Below are 14,669 nucleotides of genomic sequence, written 5' to 3' on the forward strand. Positions count from 1 at the left end.
CTAGCCTGCTGTCGTTTGGGTGGCTTGCATAAACTGATCCAGGAACGGGTTGGCGAACAGCACGATCATCGCCACCACAAAACAGTAGATCGCGGTAGATTCGATCATTGCTAGGCTCACGAACAGGGTTCTCGACAGCATGGAGGCCGAGTCCGGCTGCTGAGCGATGGCGTTAAGAGCGGCCGCTGCGGCGCGGCCTTCACCCAGCGCCGGGCCAAGGGCGCCGAACGACACTGTCAGTCCCGCAGTGAAGATGGAAATGGCCGCAATAAAGGCTGCATCTGTAATTGATCTTCCTCCTTGTTTTCCGGTTTCTTAACAATGGCCGTTGCCGACGAGATATAGACGGTCGCCAGGATGGCGAAGATGTAAGCCTGGATTAGACCGGTCAGCAGGCCCAGTACGTCCATCACCACGGGAAAGAAGAACGGCGCCACGCCGAGCAGTATGCCGGCGATGACCGCGCCGCTCATCACGTTGCCGTAGAGGCGGATAGCCAGCGAAATACCCCGAGAGAACTCACTGATGATGTTGAAGGGCAGCATGATGACCGATGGTTGGATGTAGGTTCTCAGGTAACCGCGAATGCCCTGTTGGGTGATGCCAAACAGCGGGACGGCAATCAACACCGCCAAGGCCAGAGCGGCGGTAGTGGAGAGCGAAGCCGTAGGCGGCGTGAAGCCAGGCACGACGAGTAGCAGATTTGATAATGCAATGAACAGAAACAGCGTTCCCGAAAAGTACAGGACATGGCGAGACGACTGCGGCGAGATTTCCTCGATCTGCCTCTGGATCCCGGTGACGATCACTTCCAGGGTGGTTCGCCAGCGATTCGGCGGTACATCCGGCCGTAGTCTCCGGGTCACGAGGATCGAAGCGCCGGTCAGCAAGGCCATGAGAATCCACGTGTTGACGACGGTTTCATTAATACAGAGGCCCCAGAGAGTGAAGACCGTCGTTTCGTCGGGTGTCAGTTGCATTTGGCCTCCTTCACCCGGGGTAACCGGGCCATTAGGGTGGCGGTGAAACGCACGATGAAGAAGGCCAACACATAACCAGCGAACGCCCAGCCCAGGGTTCCTCCATCGGTCACCAGCCACCCTGCCAACAGCAGCAGGCCAATCCGTAGCGCGGCGCTAGGCAGCAGGAAAGAGAGGGGCCGTGTCAGGCGCAGCGCCAGACGTACACTCAGTGCCAAGCCCAAGAAATACAGGATACTGACGGTAACACCGGTGCCAAAGCCGATGATCACAGCATGCCAATCAATCATCATGACGGTCACTCCCGCTTTCCTTGCTGACCCAGGCCCAGGCAATGAAGCCGCCGAGGGCTACGCCCCCCAGAATCAAGGCAATGGTCCACTGAAAATCCTGCGGCATGTTGCGATCAAGCCACAGGCCAAAAAAGGCGCCTGCCACGGTGGGTACCGCGATCGACCAGCCGATCATGCCGAATACACCCAGGCCCCGCAGGGGACTCGTACCGGGCTCCTCCCGTGCCTTTCTCAGACGTCTCGCACGACGGCCGATGTCATCCACCGGAGATTTTCGCGGCTTGGTCATGGCGTTTTGGGTCGCTGCAGATCGGCAAACCGCCGCACCATGCCCGCCTCTAAACGCGCCAGGGCGGAACGTGCCACGCGCTCATCTTCATCTACCTCAATAAAGTTTCTTTGCACGGTTTCCTTCAGCGAGGCCAAATCCGTTCCCTGGACACCTCGCCGGATCGCAATCTCGACCTGATGGCCCTTTTTCACCAGTATCCCCTCGTCGATGCCAAATATCTGCTCCTCACCATTGTCTAGAGTCAGGATTAACACCGAAGGCACCAGGGCGGTGACGAAATCGATATGGTTTGGCAGCATCCCGAAAGCACCGTTTTCCGCCACGGCAAACAGCCGACTTGCCGGGCCCTGATGCAGGGTCATGGCTGGCAGTCTCAAGGTCACCTGCATCATCGTTGACTGGGTCATACCAACGTCTCCAGATCGGAGAGTGCGCCGATCATGTAATAGTCGCTTTCGTTACGCTCAAAATGGGTCTGGTTCAGGATGGTTTCACAACCCTCTAGGGTCTCAATGGTGGTCACGCGTCGTCCCTCGGTACCGGTAAAGGCCGCCGTGGTGAAGAAGGGTTGGGTCAGGAACCGCTCCAGCCGGCGAGCGCGGGCAACGGTTGCCCGGTCAGCGGCTGACAGTTCCTCGATGCCCAGCATAGCGATGATATCGCGCAGTTCCTCATATTCGGCCAGGGTTCGGCGCACGCCCCGAGCAATGTCATAATGACGCTGCCCCACCACCGACGGCGTGAGCATTACTGAGGACGAGGCCAGGGGATCAATGGCCGGATACAAGCCTTCACTGGCGCGTTTACGGGACAGCACGACCGAGCCCGAAAGATGAGAGAAGATATGGGCAGCGGCTGGGTCGGTGAAATCGTCGGCGGGCACATAAACGGCCTGGATCGAGGTGATCGCTGCGCTGCGAGTGGAGGTAATTCTTTCTTCCAGCTCCGCCAGTTCGGTCGCCAAGGTCGGCTGATAGCCCACCCGCGAGGGCATACGACCCAGCAGCCCAGATACTTCAGAGCCGGCCTGGACAAAGCGAAAAATATTGTCGATCAGCAGCAACACATCTCGGTGCTGCTCATCGCGGAAATACTCCGCCATAGTGAGAGCCGTTTTGCCAATCAGAAACCGCACACCTGGCGCCTCGTTCATCTGCCCGAATAGCATGACAGTGTTATCAAGTACGCCAGCCTCGCCCATTTCACGGTAGAGTTCTTCCGCCTCGCGGGAACGTTCGCCGATGCCGCAAAATAGGCTCACCCCCTTGTATTGCTGCACCGTATTGTTGATTAGTTCGGTGATCAGCACGGTCTTGCCCACACCAGCACCACCGAACAGGCCAGTCTTACCGCCTCGCTCAATGGGAGACAGTAGGTCGATGGCCTTGATGCCGGTCTCCAGTACTTTACTGCGAACGACACGATCTTCCAGCCGTGGCGGTGCTTGGTGAATGGCGCGGCGCTCCACCGTCACTGGTGCGGGCTTGCGGTCGATAGGCGTACCAAACACGTTAAGCATGCGGCCCAGGACAGCGTCGCCGACCGGCACGCTGATCGGAGCGCCGGTGGCCCGAACCGACATACCTAGCCCTAGCCCCCTGACCGGCCCCAGCGCCATGCAACGAACGATGCCATTATCCTCAAGGCCGGCAACCTCCAGGGCTGTTTTCCCGACATACAAGAGCTCTCGGATAGCAGGTACCAGCTTCGCGAACTTGACATCGATGACACCCCCACGAATGGCGACAATAGTCCCGGTGTCATTGTCTGGTTCGACCCGATCGTGGGCGTCATGTTGAGTCATCATCACGTACTATGCATCGGTAGACACCCGCGTGCCTGCCGATCCGTCAAGAATGGCAATGGCATCCTGCAGCCGGCCAATGCCGCTGAGCCCCCCCGCTTCAGCAAATTCACAGGCGGCACGCAGTTTGGGGCCCATGGAGCCAGCAGGTAATTCCAATGCTCGCGCCTCAGCCACCGTCAATGCGGAAACCGGTGTCGCCTGATCGGTGCCAAAGTCTCGGTAGACCGCATCCACATCGGTCAACAGGAGCAACGCATCCGCCCCCAGTTTTCTGGCCAACAATGCGCTGGCGGCATCCTTATCGATGACCGCTTCAACGCCCATCAGGCTGCCGTCCTCCTGCCGCAGCACCGGTATTCCGCCACCGCCGGTGCAGACCACGACCACGCCCTGCTCCAGCAATAGCTGCAGCACGCGCAGATCGGGTATTTCGAGGGGTTTGGGAGAGGGCACCACACGCCGCCACTTGTCACCGTCCGGCGCAATACTCCAGCTCGCACCAGCCGCCCGGCTCTCAGCTTCCTCGCGCTCATAGACAGGTCCGACAAACTTGGTCGGTTTGGCAAAAGCCGGATCTTTCGGGTCTACCACCACTTGCGTCAGCAGCGTCGCGACGGGCCGGTCATGCGCCAGTGCATTCTCCAGTTCCTGTTCGATCATATAGCCGATCATACCTTCGGTTTCCGCGCCCAGAACATCCAGCGGGTAGGCTTCATCCGGCTTGTAGGACGCGCCCTGCAACGCCAGCAACCCCACTTGCGGCCCATTGCCATGGGTAATCACCAGGTCGTGTCCGGCTCGAACGATATCCGCCAGCGACAGTGCCGCCGTTTTCACATTGTTGCGCTGAACCACCGCAGTCAGCGGCTCGCTGCGTTTCAGAAGAGCGTTACCGCCCAAAGCTGCGACCACCAACATGTCAGTCTCCCAGGGTCGCCACGAGGACGGCTTTGATGGTATGCATCCGGTTCTCGGCCTGATCAAAAACAATGGAGGCCGGACTTTCAAATACTTCGTCAGTCACCTCCATGGCATCAATGCCATGAGCCTCCTGAATCTCTTTGCCAACCACTGTTTCGGTGTTGTGGAAAGCTGGCAAACAGTGCATGAACCGCACCCGGGGATTGCCGGTTTTCGCCATCAGGGCCGCGTTGACTTGGTAAGGCATCAGCAGCTTGATGCGTTCGGCCCACTTTTCTTGTGGTTCACCCATCGAGACCCAGACATCGGTATAAACAAAGTCGACACCGGCAACGGCGGCGTCAATATCATCGGTGATGGTGATGCGAGCTCCAGTTTCCGCCGCCAGCGCCTTTGCCTCGTCTTGCACCGCCTGTTTCGGCCAACAGGCCTGAGGCGCGCACAGCCGCACGTCCATACCCATTTTGGCGCCGCCGATCAGCAAGCTATCGCCCATGTTGTTGGCGGCATCGCCGATAAACACAAAGGCTACCTCGCGCAACGGTTTTTCCACCTGCTCCTGCATGGTTAGTAAATCTGCCAAAATCTGGGTCGGATGGAACTCGTTGGTCAGACCGTTGTAGATCGGCACACCAGCATACTGGGCCAGCTCCTCCACAACCGACTGCCCGAAACCTCGATACTCAATGGCATCGTAGACCCGTCCAAGCACCCGCGCGGTGTCTTTCACCGATTCTTTGTGGCCTATGTGGGTGCCAGTGGGCCCCAGATAAGTCACTCGCGCACCCTGGTCATAGGCGGCCACCTCGAACCCGACCCGGGTTCGCGTGGAATTCTTCTCGAAGATCAGCGCGATGTCCTTGCCCTGCAGTCTTGGCACCTCCGTGCCGGCGTACTTGGCGGTTTTAAGATCAGCGGACAACTTCAGCAGAAAACTGATTTCGCGCGGCGTAAAATCCCGCAGCGTCAGAAAATGTCGGTTCTTGAGATTAAACGCCATGTATCTTCTCCTTAGCTGTCAAACAGCATCCCTGATGGTTGGGCAACTCATGCAGCGCCCTCCGCCTCGACCTCGGCCCAGCTCGGCGCCGGGTATGGCCAGAACTTCTATGCCCGCTGCTTCAAGCGCAGCATTGGTATCGTCGTTGCGGTCATAACCCACCACCACCCCGGGGCTCAGTGCCAGTACGTTGTTACCGTCGTTCCACTGTTCGCGCTCGCGCTCTTCCGGGCTATCCCCCCCCGTGGGCACAACCTCCAGCGCCGGGAACCCGAGAATCTCAGCCACCACCTCAAACAGATGTCGGCGATCCTGCTTAAAGGCCAATGTTTTGCCACCCTCGCCGGGCCTCAGGTCATAGCAGACCACGGCATCCGCCACCTCCTTGAAGGCCGTCACTACGTTGCCACCACAGAAGGTGAATACCGTATCCAGGTGCATGGCTGAGCGGGATTTGGGCAGTTGGCAGGCAATCACCCGATCGACCATGCCGCCATCGAACAGAGCCTTTGACAGCTGACCAATGGCCTGGGGCGAAGATCGCTCACCCATGCCCACCAGCACCGTGCGATTACCTAGTGGCATGATATCCCCGCCTTCCAGGGTGGCTAGGCCATGGTCTTGCAACGGATCCCCCCAATGCACCGTCACCTTGCCGGCAAATTTCGGGTGAAATTTATAAATAGCGGTCATCAGAAGGGTTTCTGGCTGGCGGGCAGCCCAGTGCATCGGGTTCAGTGTTACCCCGCCATAAACCCAGGCACTGTTATCCCGGGTAAACAGGAAATTCGGCAGCGGAGGCAATACAAATCCGAATGGTCCGAGATGGTTACCAAACAGCCCCGCCGAATCAAAAGGCAGATCCGTTACCTCAAGACCTCCGATCAGAAACTTCGCCAACTCACCACCGGGCAGCTCGTCCATCCAGGCCCGCAGATCCGACACCATGCCAACGCCGATATGATTCCAGTTAATCCGATGATCCAGAATCCAGCCCCGTCCTTCAGGAATCTCCAGCGTTTGTGCCAGTAGCTCATTGACATCCAGTACCTCAGTCCCCCTGCTGCGCATCAGATTGGCAAACACATCGTGATCCTTTTGCGCCTGCTTAACCCAGAACACATCATCAAACAGCAGGGCGTCGCAGTTTGACGGCGTTAGCCGCCGATGGGCCAGCCCGGGCCGACAGACAATCACCTGGCGCAGAGTTCCGGTTTCAGAGTGCACTCCAAGAGTTTGTTCCGACATGACAAAATTCCTTTTAACCAGTGTTCAAAACAGTGTTTAAAACAGTGTCCCGATGCTGATAATCACGCTGATAAACACGGTCAGAATAAGCAGCAAAGGCCAGATAAAGGCGAGCCAGCGATCGTAGGACACCCGCCCGATGGCAAGTCCGCCAACCACCACCGCAAAGGTGGGGTTGATTAGATTGACCAGCCCGTTGGCAGCCTGGAAAGCCGTCACTACCAGATCGCGCCCCACATTGGCGAAATCCGCCAGCGGTGCCAGAATCGGCATGGATAGGACGGCCAGCCCGGAGGAAGACGGCACGAAGAAACTCATGCCGACCTCAATCCAGAACATGAGGTTGATAAACGCCAGCTCCGGCAGACCACCCAGCGAGGTTTCTGCGCTGTGCAGAATGGTATCGGCAATCATACCCTGCTCCATGATCACCACGATGCCACGGGCGAGGCCCACCACCAGTGCAACTCCGAGTAAATCCCGAGCGCCATCGACGAAACTACCGGTCAATTTCTTTTCGCCCAGCCGGGCAATGAGGCCAATCACAATGGCAGCACCAAAGAACAGAGCTCCCATACGCGCCATCCACCAGCCCTGGGAGGAGACGCCCCAAATCATGATGACAAAAGTCAGTCCGAAGATAATCAGCGCAATGATCTGAGTCCGGGTCAGGCTTGCGCTATGGCTCTCTTCATCGTGCCCTTGCAGAAACAGTTGACGGTGGGCGTCCCACTGCTTGGCCACCACCGAGCGTGAGGAGTCGGCTTTGACACGGTGGGCATAGCGCATGACATAACCGATGCAGATCAGCAGGCCACCAATCAGCAGGATAAAACGCAGCACGATACCATCGGTAAACGGTATGCCTGCGGCGTTAGCCGCGATAACGGTGGCAAAGGGATTGATGGTGGAGCCCAGTACGCCGATCCCGGCGCCGAGCAGAATAATGGCAACACCAGTAACAGTGTCGTATCCAGCCACCAGCATCACCGGTATCAGGATGGCGTAGAAGGCGAGTGTTTCCTCCGCCATACCATAAGTCGTTCCACCCAGGGCGAACAGTGTCATCAAGATAGGGATTACCCAGATTTCGTGGCCCTGCAAATGTCTCATGGCACTGCGAATACCGGTATCGATGGCGCCGGTTGCGTTCATTACCCCCAGAAAGCCCCCCAGGAACAAAACGAACAGCGCCACATCAATGGCATTGGCCACGTAACTGTCCGGATCGTAGAACCCGGCGGTGGGAGCCAGCATAACCTCGACCGCGCCCTGGGGATTGGGGTCAACGGTTTGATAGGTGCCGGGCACGGCCACTTCGCGCCCGACCTCCTCATTCATGACACGATCATATTGTCCGGCCGGAATAATCCAGGTCAAAGCAGCGACGACAATGATCAGGCCGAAGAGGATGGTATAGGCAGTCGGGAACCGCGAGGCGAGATCACTTTCCGATACAGGCGTTGACTTATCATCCTTAGCCATGGTGCGTCTCCTTTCGTCAACTTCACACTCAAAGCCTTTCTGAGCCTCTAAACAACTCGGCAGTCAGCGGCATTGCCCAGCTCAAATCTGCTTGAAAAAGATAGTTCACCGACCGCACTTGTACGAGGAGTTTCAATCAGCGCAGCACCGTTAGTTGATCGAGATCAATATCGGCGTATCAGTTGCCTCATCATTTCAATAAACGTCTTCAAGGTATCGTCCTTGGGACTTTAGCGTTGCAACGTCAATAGCTAACGGCCTGAGAATATCTTCCAGAGCCTGCTTAACCCCAGCAGCCATCCCTCTGCCACCACAAACCAGAATCTGAGCGCCAGCATCGACCATGCGACGCACCGCTATCTGATCCTGCCTAAGCTTATCCTGAACGTAAACTCGCTGATCAGACTGAGAGAATGCCGTACTGAGCCCGGTCAAACGGCGGTCGTTGAGATAATTACCCAGTTCGGGTTGATAGAGAAAATCCGATTCTGCATTGCGCCCACCCCAATATAGATACATCGGATTGCGGGCGGTATTACGGCGAATAAACCCCGCCAGCGGGCCAATCCCAGCCCCCGCCCCAATCAAGATAGTCGCATGACTCCCCATCGCTGGTCGAAATTCGGGATTATGACGAATAAAGCCATTGATAGAGTCCCCCGATTTAAGCCCGTGAAGATAACCAGAACACAAGCCGCCGGGCTGTCTGCGGACACATATCTCCAGTAGCCCGTCTGAATCAGAAGATGCCAAAGAATAGAACCGAGCGGTCTGCCCATTAGGAGGTATAACGCCAAGCAGATCGCCAGCTTCAAATAGCGGTAGCGAGCTTTTTCGCGAGAGAAACGTCGACCACCGACCCTGCTTCGCGCCTGTCGCTTTGAAACGCATGATACTGGTCGGCGCCTGAACAGCCAGCCCATAATCCGCGCGCTCTACTAATTCCAGCGTTACCGTCGCTGGTGGCAATGGCTCATAGGTAAGCGTAAATGGAACGCCCATCTGCTCACTGATTCTGTCGCCCCATTCACTGAATTGCGCAGCATTGCATCGATCAATCCGTTCGAGGGAATATAAGCGTGCCAGCCCTTTTTTATCCAACGCGACATCCACATCCACAGCAAACTGACAAAATTTCGGGAACTGGCGGTCGCCAAAACCCAACACTGCGTATTTCAGCGCTTTCTTATTCTCGAAATCATTAAGCTTGGTCATAAACCGCTGTGCTGTCCCAGGTGCATCGCCGTCACCATAGGTCGACGTCAGCACAAACAGCATGGACGCCTGTGGATAGTGATCAGCCAATGCGTTCATCTCGCTGCAATGCACCTGAAAACCTGCTTTTTTCAGGCTCGCCTGAAGCTCACGGGCAAAGCCCCAGGTGGTGTTACCTTCAGAGCCAACGAGAATAATGATATCCGCCTGAGCGACATCGGCGTTATCCAGCATCAGCCCTGATGACCGCCGCCGTTGCCACCAGATGCTCACCCCAGTCAATGAAAGCACCGGTACGGTAAGCGCCGACGCACCCAGTATTAGGCCCAACCACCACAGCCCCTCACCGGTATGCAGACTGACCATCCATTGTTGGAACACGCTACCCTTAGAGCGCGGCTGATACTTCAGCAGCTCGCCACTCGCCTGATCGACAAACCCAGCTCCCTCTCGGGTCGTTAGAGAATAGACATCCTGGATGTCACCCTGATAAGGAAACACCAATTCGTGCAGATCACTGAGGTCAACATTCTTGAGGGCATTCAGGCTTGCCACCGGTGCTGGCTGCCCGCCCGAGACCTCAGCCGGAAAGATGGGCTCGGCCTCAATAGGTTCGGGCAATAGACCAAAACGCTGTGCTGACATATAGCTGCCAGTCAATGCCGACAACAGCAACCCAAGAACGGCAAATCGCGCCAGTTCAGTGTGAATACGTGTGCCACCGGAACCGGTTAATGGCTTTAACAGTCCCTTCCAGCCACCGCTACGCCGAACCAGTAGCAAAACACCCGATATACACAGCAGTACCATCACCGCGGCCATGACTCCAGCCAGCATTCGCCCGGCGTTATCAAGCAGAAGCGAACGATGCAGATCCTTCATCCAGATAAAAAACACCGAAGGTTCAAAGGGCGCAATGCCCTCTCCGGTCAACGGGCTAACTAGGTCTGCTCCAGGCTGGCCATCGCGGTAGTAATAGACGATCACCTCACCAGATGCGCCGCGCACGATCTGCTCGGTTCCCGGGTAATGGGTCACCACCCGCCCTGCCAGTTCAGCCACGCTCACTTCACCAGCAGCAGGAATCATTACTGCAGCGCGATCCATCGCAGGTGCTAGTGCCAGAATTGCTCCCGAAATGGTCAGCACCGTAAGAATCAATGCGACAAGCAGACCAGGGAGTCCATGCAGCCGTCGTAACATAGCGCTATCTCCTGCTCACACCTGTCAAAGGTCATATTGAAACGATTGAATATAACCACGCCCTGCCTGCGGTTGTCCGGCGCTTTCGCTGGTTAGCGGCACGGCGATGTCGTCACTATGATCGCGCATATCTTCAACGGCAGTATCAATCCGTATCTCGTAGCCACTGTCGATCAATGCATCATCTAGATCTAGGTTGATTTTCAGAGTGCGCCCACTGGCTAAACTCGCACCGGTTAGACCATCATATTCGACCGCATTCAACCCACTCCCACGCGCCCAGCCACTCAAGTGACTGTAGTATTTGGATTTTTCCCCAGCTACCCAGAGAGTCCCTTGATACTGTCCCTCCCCATCAGCAAGGTACAGTGCCAGATACGCACCATCGCCACCGTAGTTCTTCATCTCAATCGTAAAAGTTACTTCACGCGCCTGAGCAAAAGCAGGCATGGCTAAAGCGCTGGCGAGTGCGATGACCAAGCCAACGGCTGATAAAATCTGTTTCATCTTCGCTCTCCTGATAAAAGGGTGGTCAGCTAAACATCTTTCCGGTCATTCAACCGTTACGCTGGGGCGACCACTGACAATGCCATTACGAGGTACTGCCGAAGGGTTACTGCCCGGCGTACCTTCACGTTTTTCGCTGTTATTGCGGTAACGATCGTCATCGTTATCTTCGTCGTCATCCTCTCGTTCCAATTCCATCAACATCAGTGATGCGGGAGAAAACGATGCTTCTGCACGAAAGCCCCCAGGTGCTTCCCCCTTCACTTCATAACACCCGTCGTCCACCTTGATGCGGTATACCGTCCAGCCCTCAGCTTCCAGTTTTTGGCGTAAATTTTCCTGGGGCTGCCAGTTGGTCATCGGATCATTACAGTCATCATCTGCCAGCAGCGATGCGCTCATGAAGGCTAAGGCAAGGCTTAAAACCACTGTTTTCGTCTTCATTTGATATCTCCTCGAGAGGTCACAACGCATACGTTATGAGCTTTACCTGACACTGACCTGAACGCGGCTAATAATCCGCAGAAAGCTGAAATGCAGGTTGTAAGCAAGACAGACAAAAGAACAAACATGGCCGTGTTGTTCAGGCCAATGTCAGGTACTTGCGGTAATATCTTTTCCACAAGAAGATATGAAAGTGAGATAAGAGGTGAATAATGCGGGTACTACTGGTTGAGGACACGATCGGCCTTGGCGAAGCGGTTCGCGATCAGATCGCCGATGACGGTCACGCAGTAGACTGGGTACAAACCCTGGGCTTTGCCGATGCCAGCGTTAAGGCCACTGCCTACGACCTTATCCTGCTCGATCTTATGCTGCCGGACGGCCATGGCCTGACTTTTTTACGCAAGCTCAGGACCGCTGGAAATTCAGCACCTGTCATTATTCTAACGGCCAGAGACCAAGTCTCTGACCGAGTAGAAGGACTTAACGCCGGTGCCGACGACTATCTGATAAAGCCCTTTGATCTTTCTGAACTTTCTGCTCGGGTATCAGCGGTAGCTCGTCGTTACCGGGGCAATCCCAATCCAATCATCCATGTTGGGAACCTGGTGGTGGATCTGAACGATCACCGCATTCATCGCAACGGTCAGCCTGTCGAACTTACTGCCCGAGAGTGGGCGATTTTCGAAGGTTTCATCCAGCGACCCGGCATTTTATTGTCACGCTCACAGCTTGAGGATCGCCTCTACGCATTCGGGGCAGAAATAGAAAGTAATACCATCGAAGTTTATGTCAGCCGTTTGCGTAAAAAGCTGGGGCACGATGCTATTGTCACGGTGAGAGGTATGGGCTACCGACTGGAAATACATGGCCAATAAAAATAGTTTACAAAAACGCCTCGGCGTTGGCCTCACCCTGGGTGTCACTTTACTCTGGTTGTGCGGTGTGACGGCCTCTGGACTTATCGCACAACACGAAATGAATGAAGTTTTCGACAGCGCCCTTGAAGAAACCGCCCAACGCATTCTGCCATTGGCCGTTACTGACATTCTGAACCGAGAAAACAATTCGAGAAATCGAATAGCACCCACCCTAAAAAAGCACGACGAATACCTCACTTATTTGGTGAGAGATAGTCAAGGCAACCTATTATTACAATCTCACGATGCCGACCTCAGCGCTTTTAACGCATTTCCTCTGGAAGGATTTTCAAATACCTCTACACACAGGATATACGGCGCATCCGCTGTTAGTGGCACCCTCTTCATAGAAGTAGCCGAGCCGCTAACCCACCGACACGAAGCCGCCCTGGAAGCAGGCTTGGCATTGCTACTGCCACTGATATTGTTGATTCCGATTAGCCTGTTGGGGGTCTGGTGGATTGTCCGGCGCTCGTTGCGGCAAGTGGTTGAATTCAAGCAATCGATAGAATCCCGAGGGGCGGGAGATCTTACTCCCTTAGCGGCTGATCAGTTACCTAGAGAATTTGAACCCATCGCCGCCGCAGTCAACCGCTTGCTGGAACGATTACAGCGTGCGCTTGAGGCTGAGCGCAGCTTTACGGCTAATAGTGCCCATGAATTACGCACCCCTTTGGCAACGGCGCTTGCCAAGGTTCAACGTTTGAAAACCCAGCTCCATAGTGACGCGCTAAGGGATAATGTTACTGAAGTGGAGGTCGCACTGCGTAGCCTATCAGCACTCTCGGAGAAACTACTCGAACTGGCCAAAGCCGAAGGCGGTGGCGCTATTGCGCAACGTACGCACAACTTGGTGCCCATTCTGGCCCTGATAGTGGCGGATTTTGAAAGCCAGACTCCGGGAAGAATTTCACTGACACTGCCCGCGGGAGAAATGAACTCTTTTCTCGACCCTGATGCCTTCGCCATTCTGGTTCGAAATCTGATCGAGAATGCGATCAAACATGGCTCACACCAACATCCTGTGGAGGTCATCCTATCCGCTGACGGTAACTTTCGGGTACGCAATAGCGGAAATATCGTGCCAGCAGATGAACTCAACCTGCTACGTAACCGCTTTACTCGCTCAAAAACCGATGCGTCTGGCTCTGGTCTCGGTCTCGCTATTGCAGATGCCATTGCTACAGGTGCCAACATACATTTACACCTGCAGTCTCCAGCAAAAGGCAAACAAGATGGATTCGAAGCTGACCTTAATATCGCCGATGCAAAATAAAAAAATTAATAAAGCATCCTACAGCAGCTAAATTTAACTAGGAAACTCTTGCGCTAAGCGTCCGTTAATTTTGGTACTCTGTAGCTATCATCTGATTTTGTTCAACGCGGAAATATTGATATCGAGTGTTTAAGCCAGATTGCCGAAACGCCTGCATCGCATGGCAACCTGTTCACAGCGTACTGGAACTGCTGGATATATCGACGATGGTCTACCAGAGCGAGCTGGACATCAGCCAACGGTGTTCAGTCTAGGGCTGGCAATTGCTTATCCATAACCACGAAGCACCGCCTTGAACGAAAACCAGCTTTATCCAACTAACGTTATGCAACGACGCCAAAAATCCGCCCGACACCTGCCGTTAATGCCATGGCTAAAGCCCCCCAGAAGGTTACCCTGATAGCGCCAATCATAGTGGAGGCACCGCCTGCACGAGCAGCCACGCTACCCAGAACCGCCAGAAAAACTAATGATGAAAGTGCGACAAGCACAATAAGTAGATGCACAGGTGCTAACCATGCGACCCCTAACGGCAACGCCGCACCTACTAAAAAAGACCCTGCTGACGACAAAGCAGCCTGTATTGGCCGTGCGTTGCCATCGACAGAAATGCCAATTTCATCCCGGGCATGCGCACCAAGCGCATCGTGTTTCATTAATTGTTCTGCAACCTGTTGTGCCAGCCGAGGCTCTACACCTCTTTGTTCATAGATGTCGGCAAGCTCTTGCTGCTCGAACTCAAAATCATCTTCTAGCGATTTTCTTTCCAGTGCTACGTCTGCATTTTCAGTATCTGACTGGGAGCTTACGGATACATACTCACCCGCTGCCATGGACATAGCGCCTGCCACTAAACCAGCAACGCCTGCTAAAAGAATACTCTCTTGTGACGCTGAAGCTGCTGCCACGCCAATAATAAGGCTCGCTGTAGAAACGATGCCATCATTGGCACCAAGCACAGACGCACGCAACCACCCGACGCGATTAGTTCTATGAATTTCGTGATGGCTCAAGGACGTATCTCCTATCCTCATGGATGTGTTTGATACTCAGAAAAACCGGTTATCTGCTTGCTAAA

Annotated in this window: 16 protein-coding genes; 2 read left to right on the forward strand and 14 right to left on the reverse strand. The window is 55.1% G+C overall.

The window, feature by feature from the left end:
• The 13 genes from JFC11_RS08420 to JFC11_RS08480 form a co-directional block, all read right to left on the reverse strand.
• Positions 1-234 carry a F0F1 ATP synthase subunit C gene (locus JFC11_RS08420; RefSeq protein ID WP_319618643.1) on the reverse strand — a complete coding sequence of 78 codons (234 nt, stop codon included), beginning with the start codon at positions 232-234 and terminating at the stop codon, positions 1-3.
• A gap of 2 nt (positions 235-236) precedes the next feature.
• Positions 237-980 carry a F0F1 ATP synthase subunit A gene (locus JFC11_RS08425; protein WP_198349184.1) on the reverse strand — a complete coding sequence of 248 codons (744 nt, stop codon included), beginning with the start codon at positions 978-980 and terminating at the stop codon, positions 237-239.
• Positions 971-1,273 (reverse strand): hypothetical protein, encoded by a 303-nt coding sequence (locus JFC11_RS08430; protein WP_198349185.1) that lies wholly within the window; start codon positions 1,271-1,273, stop codon positions 971-973. Before JFC11_RS08430 ends, JFC11_RS08425 begins: the two co-directional genes overlap by 10 nt.
• Entirely contained in the window at positions 1,263-1,562 is a 300-nt protein-coding gene (locus JFC11_RS08435) for an AtpZ/AtpI family protein (protein ID WP_198349187.1), read from the reverse strand. Before JFC11_RS08435 ends, JFC11_RS08430 begins: the two co-directional genes overlap by 11 nt.
• Positions 1,559-1,972 carry a F0F1 ATP synthase subunit epsilon gene (locus JFC11_RS08440; protein ID WP_198349189.1) on the reverse strand — a complete coding sequence of 138 codons (414 nt, stop codon included), beginning with the start codon at positions 1,970-1,972 and terminating at the stop codon, positions 1,559-1,561. Before JFC11_RS08440 ends, JFC11_RS08435 begins: the two co-directional genes overlap by 4 nt.
• The gene (gene atpD, locus JFC11_RS08445; RefSeq protein ID WP_198349286.1) at positions 1,969-3,369 is read right to left on the reverse strand and encodes a F0F1 ATP synthase subunit beta; all 1,401 of its coding nucleotides are present in this window, start codon (positions 3,367-3,369) and stop codon (positions 1,969-1,971) included. Before atpD ends, JFC11_RS08440 begins: the two co-directional genes overlap by 4 nt.
• Before the next feature lie 9 nt (positions 3,370-3,378).
• Complete coding sequence (arcC, locus tag JFC11_RS08450; RefSeq protein ID WP_198349190.1) at positions 3,379-4,290, reverse strand: carbamate kinase; 912 nt, start codon at positions 4,288-4,290, stop codon at positions 3,379-3,381.
• A 1-nt stretch (position 4,291) separates the two neighbouring features.
• On the reverse strand, positions 4,292-5,293 hold the full coding sequence (locus tag JFC11_RS08455; RefSeq protein ID WP_198349193.1) for an ornithine carbamoyltransferase: 1,002 nt from the start codon (positions 5,291-5,293) through the stop codon (positions 4,292-4,294).
• Positions 5,294-5,311: 18 nt separating this feature from the next.
• Positions 5,312-6,541 (reverse strand): arginine deiminase, encoded by a 1,230-nt coding sequence (locus JFC11_RS08460; RefSeq protein ID WP_089037522.1) that lies wholly within the window; start codon positions 6,539-6,541, stop codon positions 5,312-5,314.
• 36 nt (positions 6,542-6,577) lie between these two features.
• Positions 6,578-8,026, reverse strand: coding sequence for a YfcC family protein (locus JFC11_RS08465; protein WP_198349195.1), 1,449 nt, complete (start codon positions 8,024-8,026; stop codon positions 6,578-6,580).
• A 195-nt stretch (positions 8,027-8,221) separates the two neighbouring features.
• A complete protein-coding gene (locus tag JFC11_RS08470; RefSeq protein ID WP_198349196.1) occupies positions 8,222-10,444 on the reverse strand; it encodes a PepSY domain-containing protein in 2,223 nt (740 codons plus the stop codon).
• Positions 10,445-10,468: 24 nt separating this feature from the next.
• Entirely contained in the window at positions 10,469-10,951 is a 483-nt protein-coding gene (locus tag JFC11_RS08475) for a DUF2271 domain-containing protein (protein WP_198349197.1), read from the reverse strand.
• A gap of 45 nt (positions 10,952-10,996) precedes the next feature.
• Complete coding sequence (locus JFC11_RS08480) at positions 10,997-11,395, reverse strand: PepSY domain-containing protein (protein ID WP_198349199.1); 399 nt, start codon at positions 11,393-11,395, stop codon at positions 10,997-10,999.
• 212 nt (positions 11,396-11,607) lie between these two features.
• On the opposite strand from JFC11_RS08480, the gene JFC11_RS08485 reads away from it, so the two are divergent.
• Together JFC11_RS08485 and JFC11_RS08490 are read left to right on the forward strand one after the other, a co-directional pair.
• Entirely contained in the window at positions 11,608-12,273 is a 666-nt protein-coding gene (locus tag JFC11_RS08485; protein WP_198349201.1) for a response regulator, read from the forward strand.
• Positions 12,263-13,591, forward strand: a complete 1,329-nt coding sequence (locus tag JFC11_RS08490) for a sensor histidine kinase (protein ID WP_198349202.1) — start codon at positions 12,263-12,265, stop codon at positions 13,589-13,591. Before JFC11_RS08485 ends, JFC11_RS08490 begins: the two co-directional genes overlap by 11 nt.
• A gap of 323 nt (positions 13,592-13,914) precedes the next feature.
• Here the strand turns inward: JFC11_RS08490 and JFC11_RS08495 are convergent, their stop codons facing one another.
• Complete coding sequence (locus JFC11_RS08495; protein WP_198349204.1) at positions 13,915-14,604, reverse strand: VIT1/CCC1 transporter family protein; 690 nt, start codon at positions 14,602-14,604, stop codon at positions 13,915-13,917.
• Positions 14,605-14,669: the final 65 nt, after the last annotated feature.

The sequence above is a fragment of the Vreelandella alkaliphila genome, assembly GCF_016107625.1.
Lineage (GTDB): Bacteria > Pseudomonadota > Gammaproteobacteria > Pseudomonadales > Halomonadaceae > Vreelandella > Vreelandella alkaliphila.